Consider the following 17,275-nt stretch of genomic DNA (forward strand, 5'->3'; position numbering starts at 1 on the left):
GGCTACCGCAGCCAGTTCCGTTTAAACCCTTTGGCTCCACCGCGGGGTGTCCTGGGCGTCCGCCACGGGGTTGGGCTTGGCGGACGGAATCGAGCAACAACTTCACATCAGCGCCGGTGCGGCGACAAAGCTCCATGGCGCGCCTGGCCGAAGCCGGTGAGATACCAACCGCATAGGTTATGTCTCGAAAGCCATGGCCCGCAAAATACTCCGCCTCGGCGATGGTCGAGACCGTGATCGGACCGGGTTCGCGGTGGAACGCGCATCGGGCGACGTCGATGCTTTTGGCCGTCTTCATATGCGGGCGCAGTGCCACGCCAAACTTCCTGGCGCGCTCGGCCAGACCCTGGATGTTGCGCTCGAGCCGCCCACGGTCGAGAAGCAGCGCCGGAGTGATTAAGGCGTCGATCGTCCGAGCCGGCTCGCTCACCGCCACGTTTGCTGCCCTCGTGTTCATAAGTTCGTTTCCTAAGTGAACGACTGGTTTGCCAACGCATACATATGGGCGGCCCGCTCGGAGACGGGCCGTTGCCCTTTGACCATGGCGGTCGCACTGCCGGACCGCTGAAGGCCAAGGCTCTCAAGCCAGTCGCCCAATCCATCCTCGGCATAGACGTCGATGCGAACGAATTGATTGTGAAGCTTCGAAAGCTGGGCCAGGATCAGAAGCCGCGCGTCTTGCTCGCTCTCGGCTGCACAAGGGCCGACGACATAGCCGCGGCCAAACCTCCTCGCGATAGCGTAGCCCGCAATCCCTCCCCTGCGCTCAATGACCAAGGCGTTGCCCACATCGGCGAGCGCAGCCACCATCGCCAGCCGGGGCATGCCCGTGGCCCGTTCGTCGAAGGCCTGGATCGCCGCGAGGTCAGAGACTGTCGCTTGACGGATGTCGTCGCAAGCACTGCGCGTCACGGCGACGTTCAGCGAGCCCTGGTGCTGAAGCACCGTGCCCCAGGCAGTGAAGCCGCGTCGCTTGTAAAGCGCCAGCCCCTCTTCGGTTGAGTTGAGCAGCAGGTTGCGACCGTGTGCCGCCTCAAGCAATCCATCAAAGAGCCGGGCGCCGTTGCCACCGCCTTGCGCGGAGCCAGTAACTATAATCATCCCGACCGAGGCATAGGACTGTCCGTAGTTCCAGGACATGGCCGTGCCAATCACCTGTCCTGCCCGCTCGAGGACCAGGCCGTTGCCGACCATCAGGGCAAATTCCCAATCCTCCTGGCGGTAGGGCCAGGCCATCTCCTGCGACAGCTTCAGCGCGCCCGGCAAATGGCGGGTTTGGAATTTCATCAGCTCGGTCGGGGCGCTGACGATATCTCTGTCATGCTCAAAGGCCATAAGGTGCAACGCTGTCACTTGATCCAGAGTCGGATTGAAGTCGGATCTTAGAGTCGCGCCCGGCGGACAGATTTCGCTGCTGTTTTGCCCCTTCAAATCAGCGGGATAATTCGTTTTGAGCAGTTCCTCGGCATGCCAAATCGCGCAAATCGGGCGAGGAATAGCTGGCACCTTGAATCGCCGCTTCGTGGTTGTCCGCGATCGGTGATGCCCAGAGGAATTTTGGATGATCTACATCAGCGAAGAGGAGTCAGCCGCCCTCGTCACGCATAAACTTGCTTTCGAGGCGGCGCGCGAGGCCCTCGTGGCAGCAGCATCGCAGCAGAGCTGGGTCTTTCCCGCTGTTCTCGGACGCACACAGGACGCGACCAATACCTTCTCAATCAAATCCGGTTCGTCGGACGACCTGACCGGACTGAAAATCGGCTCTTTCTGGTCGGGCAATCCGGCACGTGGCCTTCCCCGCCACAACTCCACCATCGTGCTGCTCGATCAGCATACAGGTCGGCTCGGCGCCGTGATCGAGGCCGGGAAGGTCAACGCCTACAGGACGGCCGCCGCCGACGCGGTTGCGGCTGATCTTCTTGCGCGCAAGCAAGCCAAGGTTCTGGCGATATTCGGCGCCGGCAACCAGGCGAGCTTCGAAGTGATGGCGCTGGCACGCATCCGCCCAATCGAAACCGTGCTGGTCGTGGCCCGGCCTTCGCCGCGGCGCGACGCTTTTGTCGATCAGATCGGCGAAAGGGGACTGAAGGCGCGCGCCGCCTTGCCGGAAGAAGCCGTGCGCGCGGCCGACATCGTGGTCACGGCGACACCCGCACGCGAACCGCTGTTCGATGCCGCTTGGGTGGGACCCGGAACCCATATCGTCAGCATGGGGTCGGATGCTCCAGGTAAGCGCGAATTGCCGAGCGAACTGTTTCCCAAGGCACGTCTGTTTTGTGATCTGCTTTCCCAGTCAGTCCAGATCGGCGAATTCCAGCACGTGCGCGACGAGATCGACGCCGGCATGCTTGCGGTAACACCAATCGGCGACGTCATTGAAAAGCGTGTGCCCGGACGCCGCTTCGACAATGAGATCACGGTCTTCGACAGTTCCGGTATCTCCCTGCAGGACCTCTATATGGCCGACGCGTTGATCCGCGCAAAGGCGTCCCACCGCTGATCAGCTTCGCACCGACAGGCCCCAGTCCTGACGGATTTTTCGACACCACTGGAGCTGTCCTGCAACTCGCGCGATTTTTCAGTCGTGTCAGCAGCGGGCACGCCAAAGGCTTGCCCCCACGAACCACGGATCGCCCCGATGTCGGCGACTAGCGGCTGGCGCGCCAGAAGGCGAGACGGTCCTGCAACCGATAGCCCTGGATAATCGCCGGCATGAACCACGGATTGCCACGATAGAGCGGGACGGCCGAAGGCGGTCGAAAATCGAACGCCGTGCGCGACTGCTCGCCATGCCCCATCAGTTTGTGGGCCGCACGCATGCCAATCCATGGCGCCCAGACCACGCCCGAACCGCAGAAGCCGGAGGCATAGACCACACCGTCCTTCTCGAAGATGCGGGGCAGCATGTCTCGGTTCATCGCCACGTTGCCGAACCAGCAATGCGAAAGGCGCACGTTCTCCAACTCCGGGAAAAGGTTCACCAGTCCCTTGCGTAGGAGAAGCTTTGGCGCCGCCGGATCGCCGACGCGAGAGCTGTCACGGCCTCCCAGCAGAATGCGTTTTCCGTCAGGCGAGGGACGATAATAGAAACCGAGTTGCCGGTTCTCGGTGATCGTCATCAGCTTCGGCATCAGTCGCGCCATGATATCGGGCGCAAGTTCCTCGGTGACGATGATCCGGCTGCGGACCGGAACCAGGCGGCGGCGTAGGAAGGGAGCGGCGCCGTCGGTATAGCCGTTGGTACAGACCAGAACCTGCCGTGCATCCACCGTCCCTGCCGAAGTCGCGACGCGGAACCCCGAACCGTTCCTCTCGATCGACTTGACCACTGTATGCGAATGGACCGTCAACCCGGATGCGAGCGCCACCCGCAGGAGCTCAGCATGGAATTTTGCGGGGTGCAGCCCGCCAATGTCCATCCGAACGGTCCCGCCGCGGTAGAAGTCGGTGCCGATATAATTTCGCTGCTCGGCACGCGGAACCGCGTAGGACTCAATCCCCAGTTTCTTCGCCAGCGTCTCGGCGCCGCGCGCCATCTTCTCATACTGTTCATATCCGAAAGCGCCTTTGAATTGGCCAACCAGTCGGAAGTCGCAGTCGAGCCCTTCGGTCTTGATGAAGTCGTAGAGGAATTCGCGTGCGACCTTGCCCTCGGCCTCGATCGCCATGGCCTTCTCTTCCCCGAAGCGCCGGGTGATCGTGGCATAGTCCGGCCGGATGCTTCCGCTCGTAATCCCGCCGTTGCGGGTGGAAGCACCCTCGCCCGGATTCATCGCATCAAAGGCTGCGACCGAGCGTCCTTCGCGCGCCAGCACCAGCCCGGCCGAAAGCCCGGCATAACCGGCGCCGACAATTGCCACGTCAAGCTCCTTTGCGACTGGCTGGCGCGGCAGCGGCATGACGGGCGCTGCTTCCCACCAGTAGGGTGTGTTCTTGTCGGCGATATGAGGCTCTTGCACGTGGCTGACTTCTCGCTGCATTGCAGGGGTAAAGATCTGCGGTCGATGAAACTTCAGATGTGGTCGTCTCGGACGTCGAGCGCATCACGCAGCCCGTCACCGATGAAATTGAAACTGGTTACCGCAATGGTGATTGCAGCTCCGGGAATGATTGCCAGCCAAGGCGCGCTGCCCAGATATTGTTGGGCGCCATTGAGCATGTTGCCCCAGCTGGGAAGTGGCGGCTGGATCCCGTAGCCGAGGAAACTGATGTAGGCTTCCATGAGAATGGCGCGCGCGACCGTCAAGGTGGAAGCGACGATAATCGGCCCCATGGCGTTGGGCAGTATCTCGCGGAACATGATGTGGGTGCCGCTCAATCCCAGCATTCGCCCGGCCAGGACGAACTCGCGTTCGCGTAACGAGCGGACTTCCGCTTCGACGATCCGGGCAACCTCCATCCAACTGGTGAGGGCGATAATGACGGTGATCATCACGGGACTGGGCTTCAGTGCGGCAGCCAGCGCCAGCAGCAGAAAGATCGATGGGAACGACAGGAATCCGTCGACCGTGCGCATCAGCGTGGCCCCGACCCAGCCGCCGCGATAGCCGGCAATCACGCCGACCAGGGTGCCGATGAGCGTCGACAGAACCATGGCGAAGAAACCGACCAGCAGCGAGATTCGTCCCGCCATCAAAAGCCTTGCCGCCACGTCGCGGCCAAGCGGATCGGTGCCTAGAAAGTGGTAGCCCGTCAGCGGGGGGGCAAAGCGGGCCCGCAGATCGATATACAGTGAGTTATAAGGCAGGAGATGGGGGCCGAGGACGCAAGCAAGACTCAGGAAGATGATCATCGCCAACCCGAGCAGCGCCAAGCGATGGCGCATGAAACGACGTGCCGCGCGGTTGTTTCTCCATCGGCTCGGAGCTGCATTTGCGGTGAGAGCGGTCATATCGGCTGTCTCCTGTCGGGGAAGTTGCGCGCTCAAGCCAGACGAATGCGCGGATCGACAATAGCGACGACAATATCGGCGATCAGGTTTCCAAGCAGAACGAGGATGGCGGAGAACATCAGCAGCCCCATCACAACCGGATAGTCGCTGTAACCAAGGCTATCGAGGAACAACCGTCCCATTCCTGGCCAGGTAAAGACGGTTTCGGTCACGAGCGCGCCAGTGAGGACGCTGGGAAGCTGCATCCCGGCCAAGGTAATCATCGGCAAAAGTGCGTTGCCGACGACATGCTTCATCAGGATCCGGCGTTCACTCAACCCCTTGGCCCGAGCCGTCTTGACGAAGTCCTGGCTGATGGCGTCGAGAGTCGCCGTCCGCATGTAGCGGCTCCAGATCGCGACATGGACCAGCGACAGCACAATACTTGGCAGGATCAGATGGTGGAGGTAGCCCAGGATCGAGGCGTCGCCGATCTCGGACATATTGCCCGCGGGCAGCCAGCCCAACTTCAGGGAAAAGACGTAGATGCCGACGAGCCCGAACCAGAAGGTGGGGACCGACAACGCGACCATGGCACCGACAGTTGCGAGATAGTCGAACAGCGAATAGCGGCGCGTGGCGCCGCGGATTCCGATCCAGGCGCCAATGGAAATTGCAATCACGGTTGAGGAACCCATCAACAGCAGCGTGGCAAAGAGATGGCTGCCGATGACCTCCAACACCGGCGCTCCATCACGGAACGAGTGACCCCAGTCGCCCCGCACCAGCCGCCATGCCCAGTCCACATATTGGATCCATATAGGCCGATCGAGGCCCAGCAGCCCCTTGAGACGCTCGATATCCTGCTGGGTCATTCCGGGATCAAGCCCAAATTGCGCCAGCGGGCCGCCGGGAAGGAGGTTCAGAATGCCGAAGCCGATGATCGAAACGATCACAAGCAGCACCAGGCTCTGAGAGAGGCGATTGAGCAGGAAGCCGCGCATTCGAGTCCTCCATTGTGGGTTGATGATTCTGATCTGTTGCCGCCGCCGCGACGGAACCGGGCGGCGGCAACTGCGTGGATCAGGCCTTCCACTGCCAGGCCGCGGCATTCCACGACGCGGTGCGGGTGTTGGCGTTGGGCTCGAAGCCGTCCAACCCTTTCTTGCGTCCGAGGACGATTGTGTAGGCGAACAGCGGCAGGAAGGGCAGATCGTGGCGCACCACTTCCTGCACCCGGTTATAGATCCCGCGCCGTTCTTCCGGATCGAAGCTGCGAGCACCCTTTTCGAGCAGGGCATCGACCTCAGGATTGGAATATTGTCCGGTGTTCGAGCCGTGTCCGCCTTGAGCGGCGATCGCCTTCGTATGGAGCCGGTTTGTGGCGTCGGGGTCCGCGGCAATCAGATACGTGACGCCCACCATGGCGGTGTCGAATTGCGACTTCAGCCAGAACTCGCCCCACATAACTGCAGCCGGCAAATTCGAGATCGTCATCTCGACGCCGATCTCGGCAAACGTCTGCTGCAGGAACTGCTGCGTCTGCTCGCGGAGGTTGTTGCCAGAAGTTGTCGAGTTGGAGAAGGACAGTCGCACCCCATCCTTGGCGCGGATTCCATCCGGCCCCGGCGCCCAGCCGGCCTCATCAAGGATTTGGCGCGCCCGGTCCAGATTGAACTCCTGAACCGGCAGGTCCGGGTCGTAGTAGTAGGACTCCTTCGGCATGAAGGTCTCGGTGAGAGTGCCCACGCCGTAATAGATCGTGTCGACGATCGCTTTCCTGTCCAACGCGGCGTAGAGCGCCTGGCGCACTGCCAGATCCTTGAACTGCGGGCGGCCCAAATTGAGGTAGATCGACTCCAGGGATGCCCCTGTCTCCAGTGTCACCACGCGGTCTGGTAGTTCGCGGGCTTCAGTATAATGGTCGGCGGTGATGAACGACTGATCAACCAGGTCCACGTCGCCGCTCTTGAACTGCGTGTAGAGCACCGTCATGTCGGGGATGTATTTGAAGATGAGCTGCTCGACATAGGGACCTTCGCCGGCGTACTCAGGATTGGCGACGAGCTCGATGTGATCGCCCGCGACGCGCTGGCCCCATTTGAATGCGCCGGTGCCGACCGGCGCCTGGTTGAACGCGGCGGTATTCGGATCGGCCTCTTTCCCCAGAATGTGCTTAGGCACGATGAAGGTTTCGGCCAAGAATGAAAGGTAGGGCGCAAAAGCCTCCTTCATCCGCCATGTGATCTCGGTGGGCGAAACCACTGTGATGTCCTGCACGAGCGAATGGCCGCTCGTGCGCCAAGCGCGAAACTTCGGGTTCGTGATGAGCTCAAGGGTGAATTTCACGTCCTCGGCCGTGAAGGGCTCACCGTCGTGCCAGCGGGCATTGTCGCGCAACCGGATGCGCCAGTTGAGACCGTCCTCCGAAATGCCGCCGTTCTTCTGGCTTGGCACCTCGGCTGCGAGGTTTGGATGTAGGCCACCTTGGGGATCCATCCGGACCAACGCATCGAAAACCGAGAAATGGACCGCGTCATCGACTTCGATATGCGCCATCAGCGGATTGAATACGGTCGGCTCTTGCGAAAGACCGACGACGACGCGACCGGCCGGGCCTGCAGGAGGGGTCTTGGCGAAGGCGGGCTTGCCCAACAGATTGGGCGCGATGAGGCCTGCAGCCCCACCTAGCGCCATCAGTCGCAGCGCTTCGCGCCTCGAGTAGTTGGACGTAGTCGATGAATTTTTGGTCATGGTAGTTCCTCTCTTGTTATTTGTTATGCGTTTGCTGCTACTGGACGGGCATTGCCCGGCCGCTCTCCTGGAATTGCCGCTACCAGTTGGCGCGTGTAGGCTGCTTGCGGGTTCAGGAATATTTGCGAGGGCGGCCCGCGCTCGACGATCCGGCCCTTCTGCATCACAGCGATTTCGTCGCAGATCTGGCTGGCGACGCGCAGGTCGTGCGTGATGAAGACCATCGACACGCCGGTCTCGCGCTGGATCTGGTCCAGAAGCTGCAGGATCTGCGCCTGGATCGACACGTCGAGTGCGGAGACAGCCTCGTCGGCGATCAACAGCTTCGGCTTGAACATCAGCGCACGAGCGATGCCGATGCGCTGGCGTTGCCCACCCGAGAACTCGTGCGGGTAGCGGCCAAAAGCACCGGCATCGAGACCGACATGGGCCAGAAGCGCACGCGCTTCATCGCGCGCTTGAGCATAAGGCATCCCGTGCGCCATCGGACCTACTGTCATGATGTGGCCGACCGTCGAGCGTGGATTCAGAGAAGCGAAGGGATCCTGGAAGATCATCTGGATCCGCGGTCGAAGCGGGCGGAACTTCGCTTCGGAAAGCTTGGCTATGTCACAGCCCTCGAACAAGATCCTGCCGCCGTCACTGTCCAGCAGCTTGATCAGCAGCCGGCCCAGCGAGGATTTCCCCGAACCGCTCTCGCCTACGATCCCCAGCGTGCGGCCAGGCGCCAGTTCGAACGAAACCTCGTTGACCGCCGTCACAGTCCGCTGCGCGCCGAACAGCGCGCTGCCGCCGCGATAGGTCTTCACCAGACCCTCAACCTTGAGGATGGGCTCCTTGCTGGCAGCCTCCGGGCGAGAACGATCTTCGCCGGTCAAATGTGGTACGGCCGCGATCAGGCGCTGGGTATAAGGGTGCTTGGGCGACTTCAACACCTGCTCGGCGCTGCCCTGTTCGACGACATGGCCCTTTTCCATCACCACGACGCTGTCGGCGATCTCGGCCACCACGCCGAAATCGTGGGTGATGAACATCACGCTCATGCCTTTGCGCCGCTGAATGTCACGGATCAGTTGCAGGATCTGAGCCTGGGTGGTGACGTCGAGGGCGGTCGTTGGTTCATCTGCAATCAGGACCGTCGGCTCGAGCGCCAAGGCCATGGCGATCATGACGCGCTGCCGCTGCCCGCCCGAAAGCCGGAAAGGGTACTGGTGATACATGAGTTCGGGATCTGGCAGGCCTACTTCAGTGAGCAGCTCGATGGCGCGATTGCGACAGGTTTGTGGCGTGCCGAAGCCATGCGCGGCCATGACCTCGTCAATCTGCGCGCCCACCGTCATCAGGGGATTGAGCGCCGAGAGCGGGTCCTGAAAGATCATCGACACGACCCGTCCACGCAGATTGCGCAGCTTGTCTGGCGACATGCCGATGATGTTCATCCCCTCCAGCTGGATGACACCCGATGAGAGGCGGATCACCGTCGGCAGAAGCCCCATGATCGCGTTCGCCGTGACCGACTTGCCCGATCCGGACTCGCCTATGATGCAGAGTATCTGGCCGCGTTTGAGATCGAAGGAAATGTTCTTGACAGCATGGGCCCGTTCCATGCCTTGCGGCAAATTCACCGTGAGGTCGCGCACCGAAAGCGCCACATCGTGGGGGGCTACAGCCTGGATGCTTGCGACCATCGAGGTCACCTCCCCTTTCAACCGAGCGCGTCCACCCTGTTGCGGACCGCATCATCGCCCTTTGAGCGGAAGCGCCTCACCGTAGCTGCCGTAGTCCGGGCTTCTCGGCGCTTCGCGCGCTGAGGCTGCGAGAGACGGGTTCTGCTCATCGTGGCGGTTCCCTTATGAAATCCGGTCCGTTTACCGGACTCTGTTCCCTTTTTTCTTGGAGAACTCTCCGAAGGGGCAAGCCTTGCCTATCGAATGTCCTCTGAAGCCTGCCTGCCATAAGGAAGGGTTGCTCCGTTCTTCCAGCCAGTTTGACTGTTCTGTTTCCGCAGAGTCTTCGAAACTTGGCCCTCGGGCGGCAGGAACTTCTGAAAAGAACATCCAGTTCGGCATTTCACTCTGTTCCCGTTTCGGCGCGGAAACCGGGATCAGGCAACCACATCCTTCATCCGGCAATACGCGCCCATGAGGGATATGACCAAAGATTTCCGGTGTACATCGGCACCATATGCAGGCCATGCCGCCGAGCGGATTGGTGACCGTGCGGCCCATCACGATGTCGGCCAAGGCACTGCCGATCAAGGTCGACGACTGCGCCGTGTACCGCGCATGCCGCAGATGACGCGACTGCATGAAGTGTACTCCTGCTTGCCCCGCGCAGCGAGCTTTTCGCGCAATAATTGCCTGTCCTGGGGGCTGCTAAACGCAGGATATTCCGTCCAGGCACAAACTCCGCAGCCTGTCTCTCCAGGCTACAGGTTAGGATGCTTCAAATTACCGGAGTCCCATCCATGTCCGCGCCGCTCATGCACATCGACTGCAGCCCTTCCCTCCCTCACGAAGCGGACGTCGTCGTCATCGGCGGCGGCGTGGTGGGCGTGTTCAGCGCATACTATCTGGCGCGCCGCGGCCTCAAGGTCGCCCTGGTCGAAAAGGGGCGTATCGCGGCCGAGCAGTCCAGCCGCAACTGGGGCTGGTGCCGCCAGCAGAACCGCGATGCGCGCGAGCTGCCGATGGCGACCAAGAGTCTCGACCTCTGGGAGAAGGTGGCACAGGAGACCGGCCAAGACACCGGCTTTCGCCGCTGCGGGCTCCTCTATCTCTCACAAGACGAAAATGAGCTGGCAGGCTGGGCGAAGTGGCGCGATTTTGCGAGAACGGTCGGGGTCACCACGCACGTGCTGAGCGCAGAAGAAGCCACCGAACGGGGCAAAGCCACGGGCCGCAAATGGAAAGGTGGCGTGTTCTCGCCAACTGACGGAACGGCGGACCCTTCCAAGGCAGTCCCGGTTGCGGCGCGCGGCATCATGGCGGCGGGCGGAACCGTACATCAGCATTGCGCGGCGCGCGGGCTGGAGTTGAGCGCCGGCCGGGTGAGCGCTGTGGTGACCGAAGCAGGCACCATACGGACGAAAACCGTTGTCATGGCCGGAGGCGCGTGGGCTTCTTCCTTCTGCAACCAGCTTGGCATGCGCTTCCCGCAAGCTGCCGTGCGTCAGTCCATTCTAGCCGTGGCGCCAGGCGCAAACGGTCTGCCGGATGCCCTGCATACCGCGCGCGTCTCTCTGACGCGGCGCAGCAACGGTGGATACGCGCTGGCGATCAGCGGGCGGGCGCGTGTCGATCCAACGCCGCAGCAGTTCAGGTTCAGCCGAGAGTTTGTACCTATGTTCGCCCGCCGCTGGCGCAGTCTCGCCCCGGGCGCCTTCGAGGGCTGGCGTCAAGGCCATGAAAGCCTGCGCAAATGGGCCCTCGACGACATCACGCCAATGGAACGGAACCGGATTCTCGACCCAAAGCCCGACATGGGGCAGATTCGGCTTACATATCGAAGAGCCTGCGAATTGATCCCCGAACTCCAACGCGTCGCGATCTCCGATGTCTGGGCGGGTTATATCGACAGCACGCCCGACGGCATTCCCGCTGTCGGCGAAGTGGAGGGGATTCCGGGCTTCATCCTGGCGGCGGGATTCAGTGGTCACGGCTTCGGGATTGGCCCCGGCGCGGGGCATATGATCGCCGACATCGTCACAGGCAGCGAGCCTATTGTCGATCCGCGTCCCTATAGGCCCGAGCGTCTGAAGACCGCTGCGTGGGGCAAGGTCGCTGAATTCTGAGAAGACCGTCTTGCCAAGGTACAATCTCGATCGCACACGAGATTGAGGCCACGAGGCGGCCAGCACCAAAAACAAGGAAGTGACGATGCGCGAATATGAGATTGCCGCCATTCCTGCCGACGGGATCGGCCCGGAGGTGATTGCCGCAGGTCTCCAGGCACTTGAGGCGCTGCAGCAGCGCTGCGGCGACTTCAAGCTGCGCGTCGAGCACTTCGACTGGGGCTCAGACTATTACAAGGCCCATGGTCGGATGATGCCCGAAGATGGAGTGGCGCAACTGAAGCGCTTCGACGCCATCTTCTTTGGCGCGGTGGGCGCTCCCGATCTGCCCGACGACATCACGCTCTGGGGACTCCGCCTGCCGATTTGCCAAGGCTTTGATCAATACGCGAACGTGCGGCCGACCAGGATATTGCCCGGGATTGTTTCGCCGCTGGCGGGCGTTGGCCCTGGCGATCTGGATTGGGTGATCGTGCGGGAGAATTCCGAGGGCGAGTATTCGGGCCACGGCGGCCGCGCCCATCGCGGCCTCCCCGAGGAGGTCGGAACCGAAGTCGCGATCTTCACGCGCGTCGGAGTCACCCGCATCATGCGCTATGCATTCCGGCTGGCGCAGTCACGGCCGCGAAAGCTCCTGACCGTTGTTACGAAATCCAACGCGCAGCGTCACGGCATGGTAATGTGGGACGAAATCGCAGCCGAGGTGGCGCAGGAATTCCCCGACGTGGCGTGGGACAAGATGCTAGTCGATGCTATGGCAGTGCGTATGACGTTGAAACCTCGGAGCCTCGATACGATCGTCGCCACCAATCTTCACGCCGACATATTGTCCGACCTTGCCGGCGCGCTCGCGGGCAGTCTCGGCGTTGCACCAACGGCCAACATTGATCCCGAGCGGCGCTATCCCTCGATGTTCGAGCCAATTCACGGCTCGGCATTCGACATCGCCGGCAAAGGTATTGCCAACCCGGTCGCCACCTTCTGGACCTCTGCCCAGATGCTCGAACACCTGGGCGAGAGCGCAGCGGCCGCCCGGCTGATGAGCGCTGTGGAAACGGTGACGAGTGAAGGCGTGCTGACGCCGGACGTAGGAGGGACAGCAACCACGCAGGAGGTGACGGACGCTGTCTGCCGGGCGATCCGCGGTTCGAACGTGTGACAGGTTTCCAATGAAGCTCGACAAGATCGACATCAAGATCTTATCCCAACTGCAAAAGAACGGGCGGGTCACCAATGTCGAGCTTGCCGACCTGGTGAACCTTTCGCCGAGCCCTTGCCTGATGCGCGTGAAGAAGCTTCAGGCGGAAGGCTTCATCACCGGCTATTCCGCCCAGATAGATGTGTCCAAGCTCGGACAGACTCTGACGATCTTCACCGAAGTCACGCTCAAGCACCATCAACAGAACGATTTCGCGAGATTTCTCACCGCAATTCAGAAAGTCGATTCTGTCATCGAATGCCATCTGGTTTCAGGCGGCTACGACTATCTAGTGAAGTTTGTCACAGCGGGCATCAGCGAGTACCAGACGATCATGGAGCGCATGATCGAATTGGATATCGGGATCGACAAATATTTCAGCTTCGTCGTGCTGAAGTCACCGATCGTGAAATCCCATTTGCCTCTCGACATCATTTTCGACAGATGAGAAGGCTGCTCCGGTTCGATCCACAAGCGGCGTGCGCTCGTGCCACGCTCCATCTTGTCGCGCGCGGCATTTGTCGAATGACGACGTCACGCTTCGGGCGAGGCCGTCATTGCCACTCGTCTGAACGGCGCCTAGCCTAAAACTTCGACTGCATCTGGACACTTCCGGCGAACGCCTGTTTTCGCCTTGTCCTCGTCAAATGGCTTGAATATATATCATTCGATGATATATAGGCAGGCAGCACGCACCGCTTGCGGAGTGCGACAATCTAGCCTCGGGTCACAGTTGGACCAAAGGCAACAGGCGAAAAGATGAACAAGATTGACACTTTGATCCACCGAAGAGCTGACGATCGCCGGAAGACCGCGCAAGCCTGTGTATCGCGTATTCTCCGGAACGCCAAAGCCCGCGGCGTCGATATCTCTGTTGTCGGATCCCTCCGGAAAAACCGTTTCCGCGTCCATTCGGACGTAGATCTGCTGGTTCACGGAAGCACTGATCCTGCGCGCCGGGCCCTGGTAGAGCGCTTGGTCGCAGACCAGCTTCGGGGAACGAACATTCCTTATGACCTGATCTTTGCTTCAGACGTTTCGTCCGAACGAGTGCAGGAATTGCTCAATGACAGCGTTTAAGCATCCGGCATTCGCAAAACTGTCGCCAAAAATCGACCGCGCTGCGAAGGAACTGCAGCAAATCGAGGAATTTTTGTCGGCTCATGGGAGTGAGATGTCACTCGGCGAATGGGGAGCGGTCGCAGCTGTTTCGCTGGGAGTCCACAATGTCTACAACGGCATCGAGGACATCTTGCTCAGCCTGTCCAACGACATAGACGGCCTCGTTCCCCAAGGGCCTACGATGCACCAGGACGTGCTCGATCAGATGTCGGCGGAAATTGCAGGCATCCGCCCGGCTGTGCTCGACCCCGAGCTTTATCAGTCCCTGAGTGAGTTAAAGGGATTCCGTCACCTGGTGCGGCATCGATACGGTTTTGACCTGAAAACAGACAAGGTGCTCGAAAACCTCGACAGGGTAAAAGAAGCATTTCCGTCTTTCGTCGAGGCTGTTGTTTACTTGGAAAGCACTCTTACTGAGGAAAACACGCACGACAGTGATGGCGGCGACGGCTCAGGAGGCGGGGCATCTGGTGGTCCGTGAACCAATGGCCCAGTCGTGTGCGCCGGAAGAGATTCTGCGGGCGTTGACCCCTGAGAATTGTCGGCTGGTGGCGCTGATCCATCGGTATCGACCGCAAAGCATCACGGAACTGTGCAGGTTGGCGGCGCGTCCGCAGCCGAACGTATCCCGCTCCCTGGCGGCCCTTGAGCGGGCGGGAATTGTCTCAATGGCGGGCTCCAGGCCGAAGAGACCCGAACTCGCCGTGCAACGAGTCACGATCGAACTCGCTGAGCTTCAGGATGGCAGATGCGAGGTCGACGATTCGTGGAAACAAATCGCCTGACCATCATCTTTGCTGCGCCATGGATAACAGAGGCAAAGTCGACGAGTGGGATGCGAAGCCGCCGCTGACGAGGTTTGGCAAGTATTGGACGTGAAGTCTCGGTGACGCCGAGCCGATCGCCAAGATAGTCCCAAAAGGCCCTGGTCGATGCGATGCGCCCGCTGATCATCCCTTCATCGCTGCCCGCACATCCTTATCTTGGAGGGTTTGGTCCAGCGTCATCCGCGTGCGTTCGAGGATTCCATCAATATCGTCGTCTGTGCAGCAGAGCGGCGGCGCATAGCCGAGGATGCCGCTGTTGAAGGCACGGATGACAAGGCCGTTCGCCCACGCGCGCTCGAAGATGCGGCGCCCCGGATCAGCCGCCGCCGGCAGCGGCGTTTTGCGCTCCTTGTCGGTGACCAACTCGATTGCTGCCAGCATACCGCGACCGCGGATGTCGCCAGCCAGCGGGTGGTCGGCGAGCGAGCAAAGGCCTTGCATCAGGCGCTTCCCCACTTTCCGCCCATTCTCGAGCAAGCCATCTTCATAGAGACGCAGGCATTCAAGCCCGACTGCCGCGCTCACGGGATGGGCCGAATAAGTATAGCCATGGCCGACCGCCGCTTTGCCGGCTCCGTCCGCGATCGTATTGTACACGTGGTCCGACATGAAGACGGCGCCCATCGGCACGTAGCCCGAGGTCAGTCCCTTCGCTGTGGTTATGAAATCTGGCACGACCTCGTCATCCTCACACGCGAAGAGGGGGCCGGTACGGCCAAAGGCAGTGATAACTTCGTCGGCAACGAACAGAATGTCGTGTTCCTTGCACACGGCGTGCAGAGCCTTCAGCCAACCTGTCGGTGGAACGAGGACACCGCCCGAACCCTGGATTGGTTCGGCGTAGAAGGCCGCAACGCGGCCCGCGCCGAGTTCCGCGATTTTGGCCCGCAGGGCCGCGACCGATGCATCGATGATCGCCTGCGGGTCGGAACCGACCGGATTGCGATAGGCGTAGTGCGAAGGAATTTTGTGCTGCCAGTCGTAAGGCACGCCGAAACCCGCGTGGAAGGCCGGGATCGCTGTCAGACCTGACCCTGCCGTCGAGGATCCATGGTAGCCATACTCGACCGAGATGAACTGGTCCTTTTGCGGCGTACCCTTGGCATGGTAGTAATAGCGAATGAAGCGGATCGTACTGTCGACTGCGTCGGAGCCGCCAAGCGTGAAATAGACGTGGTTCAAATCGCCGGGCGCCAGTTCGGCAAGCCTGGCAGCAAGGCGAATGGCAGGCTCGGATCCCAGCCCGAAATATCCCGTCGCATAGGGAAGATCTCTTAGCTGCTTTGCGGCTGCTTCAACGACGCTTTCCTGGCCGTATCCGATGTTTACACACCATAGACCGGCGAATCCGTCCAGCAGGGTTTTCCCGCTTGCATCGGTCACGGTTGCGCCTTTGGCGGATTTGAGCACCCGCACGCCCGCGTCCTCGTGGCTCCGATAGGATGAAAACGGGTGAACCAGATGTGCGCGATCGAGTTCGATCAGTGAATTTGCCAGCATTTCTTCCTCCGATTCAGCGCGGTGCCTGACTGACGAGAGCATGAGTCCGGCGTGGTGTGGTTTCGTCCTTCAGCTCGTTTCCAGCGTGGTCTGCTGCGCGGTGATGGTTGATTCCGGGCCTGATTTCTCTAGGCCCAAGATAGGCTGCCGCGGACAGCAGTTTTTCCCGACCAGAACCTGAGCGATAGGCGTTTTGACTTTCCTTTGCCGCCGGCGCCGCATTTTATGCCGACGCACGGCTGAAGGATCGCGCTCCCGCGAAGCCCGAAACGAACTCAGGCGCAACTCTCTGCCAAAGCTCTCACCCAATACAAAACAATCTGCTTCAGGGCGCATCGAATGCGGCGACTAGTCTTCTCCGGTCCTCATTATGATCCTTGCTGTTAAAGGCACGCAGTGCCGACAGGATTGGAAGGATCGACGCTTATGACCCAGTTCAGACCGAAATACATCACCTTCGACTGCTACGGTACACTATCCAACTTCGACATGGCCGGCGCGGCGAGACGCGTATACGGCGCGCAGCTCTCCCCAGCTGTGATGGCGCAGTTCATCAAGGATTTCTCGGCCTATCGCCTCGACGAGGTTCTTGGCGCCTGGAAGCCCTACAGCGAGGTCGTACACAATTCCGTGGAACGTGCCTGCAAGCGCAACGGCGTCGCATTCCGGCCCGAGGATGCCCAGCGCATCTATGCGGAAGTGCCGACATGGGGTCCGCACCCGGATGTCCCGGCGGGCCTGGCCAAGGTCGCCAAGGAGATTCCGCTGGTGATCCTGTCGAACTCCATGAAGAGCCTGATCATGTCGAACGTGGAGAAACTCGGCGCGCCGTTCCACATGGTCATCACGGCCGAGGAGACCGGCGCCTACAAGCCTTTGATGAAGGGCTTCGAATATATGTTCGAGAAGCTCGGCTGCGGCCCGGAGGACATCACGCACGTGTCGTCCTCATTCCGCTATGATCTCATGACCGCCTATGATCTCGGTATCAAGAGCAAGGTCTGGGTGAACCGCGGCCACGAGCCTGCAAACCCCTTCTACGAATATACCGAAATCAAGGATATCGGCGGTCTGGCCGGCGCCGTCGGACTGGAGCCAGTTCGGGAATTCGCCTGAACGTTTGTAGGCGCAGTCGCGCCAGAGCGAGGCGCTCCCAAACCTTAATAGCCACTGGTCGCAATAGAGAAAGGGACGGTTTTCACCGCCCCTTT

Annotated in this window: 16 protein-coding genes and 1 pseudogene; 8 read left to right on the plus strand and 9 right to left on the minus strand. The window is 60.8% G+C overall.

From position 1 onward, the window contains the following. Both NKH21_RS19360 and NKH21_RS19365 read right to left on the minus strand, forming a co-directional pair. Window positions 1-457 (minus strand): annotated as a pseudogene (locus NKH21_RS19360) (DSD1 family PLP-dependent enzyme); the annotation flags it as partial. 11 nt (window positions 458-468) lie between these two features. Further along, window positions 469-1,506: a GNAT family N-acetyltransferase gene (locus tag NKH21_RS19365; protein WP_352665706.1), complete on the minus strand. Its 1,038-nt coding sequence runs from the start codon at window positions 1,504-1,506 to the stop codon at window positions 469-471. A gap of 55 nt (window positions 1,507-1,561) precedes the next feature. Between NKH21_RS19365 and NKH21_RS19370 the strand changes: the two genes are divergently transcribed. Continuing rightward, complete coding sequence (locus NKH21_RS19370; RefSeq protein WP_352665707.1) at window positions 1,562-2,500, plus strand: ornithine cyclodeaminase family protein; 939 nt, start codon at window positions 1,562-1,564, stop codon at window positions 2,498-2,500. A 148-nt stretch (window positions 2,501-2,648) separates the two neighbouring features. Here NKH21_RS19370 and NKH21_RS19375 read toward each other — a convergent pair whose 3' ends face one another. From NKH21_RS19375 to NKH21_RS19400, 6 genes are all read right to left on the minus strand, one after another. Next, window positions 2,649-3,980 (minus strand): NAD(P)/FAD-dependent oxidoreductase, encoded by a 1,332-nt coding sequence (locus NKH21_RS19375; protein ID WP_502903402.1) that lies wholly within the window; start codon window positions 3,978-3,980, stop codon window positions 2,649-2,651. Window positions 3,981-4,012: 32 nt separating this feature from the next. Beyond that, window positions 4,013-4,891 (minus strand): ABC transporter permease, encoded by an 879-nt coding sequence (locus NKH21_RS19380; RefSeq protein ID WP_352665805.1) that lies wholly within the window; start codon window positions 4,889-4,891, stop codon window positions 4,013-4,015. 32 nt (window positions 4,892-4,923) lie between these two features. Continuing rightward, window positions 4,924-5,874 carry an ABC transporter permease gene (locus NKH21_RS19385; protein ID WP_352665710.1) on the minus strand — a complete coding sequence of 317 codons (951 nt, stop codon included), beginning with the start codon at window positions 5,872-5,874 and terminating at the stop codon, window positions 4,924-4,926. Window positions 5,875-5,953: 79 nt separating this feature from the next. Next, on the minus strand, window positions 5,954-7,624 hold the full coding sequence (locus NKH21_RS19390; RefSeq protein ID WP_352565922.1) for a peptide ABC transporter substrate-binding protein: 1,671 nt from the start codon (window positions 7,622-7,624) through the stop codon (window positions 5,954-5,956). A 23-nt stretch (window positions 7,625-7,647) separates the two neighbouring features. After that, window positions 7,648-9,312, minus strand: a complete 1,665-nt coding sequence (locus NKH21_RS19395) for an ABC transporter ATP-binding protein (protein ID WP_352866957.1) — start codon at window positions 9,310-9,312, stop codon at window positions 7,648-7,650. Window positions 9,313-9,492: 180 nt separating this feature from the next. After that, window positions 9,493-9,933, minus strand: a complete 441-nt coding sequence (locus NKH21_RS19400) for a hypothetical protein (protein WP_352665712.1) — start codon at window positions 9,931-9,933, stop codon at window positions 9,493-9,495. 158 nt (window positions 9,934-10,091) lie between these two features. Between NKH21_RS19400 and NKH21_RS19405 the strand changes: the two genes are divergently transcribed. The 6 genes from NKH21_RS19405 (at window position 10,092) to NKH21_RS19430 (ending at window position 14,522) form a co-directional block, all read left to right on the plus strand. Beyond that, complete coding sequence (locus NKH21_RS19405; protein WP_352665713.1) at window positions 10,092-11,417, plus strand: NAD(P)/FAD-dependent oxidoreductase; 1,326 nt, start codon at window positions 10,092-10,094, stop codon at window positions 11,415-11,417. An 85-nt stretch (window positions 11,418-11,502) separates the two neighbouring features. Then, window positions 11,503-12,576, plus strand: a complete 1,074-nt coding sequence (locus NKH21_RS19410) for a tartrate dehydrogenase (RefSeq protein WP_352665714.1) — start codon at window positions 11,503-11,505, stop codon at window positions 12,574-12,576. Window positions 12,577-12,586: 10 nt separating this feature from the next. After that, the gene (locus tag NKH21_RS19415) at window positions 12,587-13,063 is read left to right on the plus strand and encodes an Lrp/AsnC family transcriptional regulator (RefSeq protein ID WP_352492386.1); all 477 of its coding nucleotides are present in this window, start codon (window positions 12,587-12,589) and stop codon (window positions 13,061-13,063) included. Window positions 13,064-13,374: 311 nt separating this feature from the next. Continuing rightward, a complete protein-coding gene (locus NKH21_RS19420) occupies window positions 13,375-13,695 on the plus strand; it encodes a nucleotidyltransferase domain-containing protein (RefSeq protein WP_352665716.1) in 321 nt (106 codons plus the stop codon). Then, window positions 13,682-14,218: a ribonuclease toxin HepT-like protein gene (locus NKH21_RS19425; protein WP_352866961.1), complete on the plus strand. Its 537-nt coding sequence runs from the start codon at window positions 13,682-13,684 to the stop codon at window positions 14,216-14,218. Before NKH21_RS19420 ends, NKH21_RS19425 begins: the two co-directional genes overlap by 14 nt. Before the next feature lie 4 nt (window positions 14,219-14,222). Further along, window positions 14,223-14,522 carry an HVO_A0114 family putative DNA-binding protein gene (locus NKH21_RS19430; protein ID WP_352867047.1) on the plus strand — a complete coding sequence of 100 codons (300 nt, stop codon included), beginning with the start codon at window positions 14,223-14,225 and terminating at the stop codon, window positions 14,520-14,522. A gap of 165 nt (window positions 14,523-14,687) precedes the next feature. Here NKH21_RS19430 and NKH21_RS19435 read toward each other — a convergent pair whose 3' ends face one another. Then, window positions 14,688-16,064, minus strand: a complete 1,377-nt coding sequence (locus tag NKH21_RS19435; protein ID WP_352866963.1) for an aspartate aminotransferase family protein — start codon at window positions 16,062-16,064, stop codon at window positions 14,688-14,690. A 426-nt stretch (window positions 16,065-16,490) separates the two neighbouring features. Here NKH21_RS19435 and NKH21_RS19440 point away from each other — a divergent pair, with 426 nt between their 5' ends. After that, complete coding sequence (locus NKH21_RS19440; protein WP_352866966.1) at window positions 16,491-17,180, plus strand: haloacid dehalogenase type II; 690 nt, start codon at window positions 16,491-16,493, stop codon at window positions 17,178-17,180. Window positions 17,181-17,275 lie beyond the last annotated feature (95 nt).

Source organism: Mesorhizobium sp. M1329 (assembly GCF_040318035.1).
Taxonomy (GTDB): Bacteria; Pseudomonadota; Alphaproteobacteria; order Rhizobiales; family Rhizobiaceae; genus Mesorhizobium.

What these genes read in the sequence shown, in the direction of transcription:
- NKH21_RS19370 (WP_352665707.1), top strand. Translation starts at nt 1,562, where the DNA reads ATGATCTACATCAGCGAAGAGGAGTCAGCCGCCCTCGTCACGCATAAA.
- NKH21_RS19375 (WP_502903402.1), bottom strand. Translation starts at nt 3,980, where the DNA reads ATGCAGCGAGAAGTCAGCCACGTGCAAGAGCCTCATATCGCCGACAAG.
- NKH21_RS19380 (WP_352665805.1), bottom strand. Translation starts at nt 4,891, where the DNA reads ATGACCGCTCTCACCGCAAATGCAGCTCCGAGCCGATGGAGAAACAAC.
- NKH21_RS19385 (WP_352665710.1), bottom strand. Translation starts at nt 5,874, where the DNA reads ATGCGCGGCTTCCTGCTCAATCGCCTCTCTCAGAGCCTGGTGCTGCTT.
- NKH21_RS19390 (WP_352565922.1), bottom strand. Translation starts at nt 7,624, where the DNA reads ATGACCAAAAATTCATCGACTACGTCCAACTACTCGAGGCGCGAAGCG.
- NKH21_RS19395 (WP_352866957.1), bottom strand. Translation starts at nt 9,312, where the DNA reads ATGGTCGCAAGCATCCAGGCTGTAGCCCCCCACGATGTGGCGCTTTCG.
- NKH21_RS19400 (WP_352665712.1), bottom strand. Translation starts at nt 9,933, where the DNA reads ATGCAGTCGCGTCATCTGCGGCATGCGCGGTACACGGCGCAGTCGTCG.
- NKH21_RS19405 (WP_352665713.1), top strand. Translation starts at nt 10,092, where the DNA reads ATGTCCGCGCCGCTCATGCACATCGACTGCAGCCCTTCCCTCCCTCAC.
- NKH21_RS19410 (WP_352665714.1), top strand. Translation starts at nt 11,503, where the DNA reads ATGCGCGAATATGAGATTGCCGCCATTCCTGCCGACGGGATCGGCCCG.
- NKH21_RS19415 (WP_352492386.1), top strand. Translation starts at nt 12,587, where the DNA reads ATGAAGCTCGACAAGATCGACATCAAGATCTTATCCCAACTGCAAAAG.
- NKH21_RS19420 (WP_352665716.1), top strand. Translation starts at nt 13,375, where the DNA reads ATGAACAAGATTGACACTTTGATCCACCGAAGAGCTGACGATCGCCGG.
- NKH21_RS19425 (WP_352866961.1), top strand. Translation starts at nt 13,682, where the DNA reads ATGACAGCGTTTAAGCATCCGGCATTCGCAAAACTGTCGCCAAAAATC.
- NKH21_RS19430 (WP_352867047.1), top strand. Translation starts at nt 14,223, where the DNA reads ATGGCCCAGTCGTGTGCGCCGGAAGAGATTCTGCGGGCGTTGACCCCT.
- NKH21_RS19435 (WP_352866963.1), bottom strand. Translation starts at nt 16,064, where the DNA reads ATGCTGGCAAATTCACTGATCGAACTCGATCGCGCACATCTGGTTCAC.
- NKH21_RS19440 (WP_352866966.1), top strand. Translation starts at nt 16,491, where the DNA reads ATGACCCAGTTCAGACCGAAATACATCACCTTCGACTGCTACGGTACA.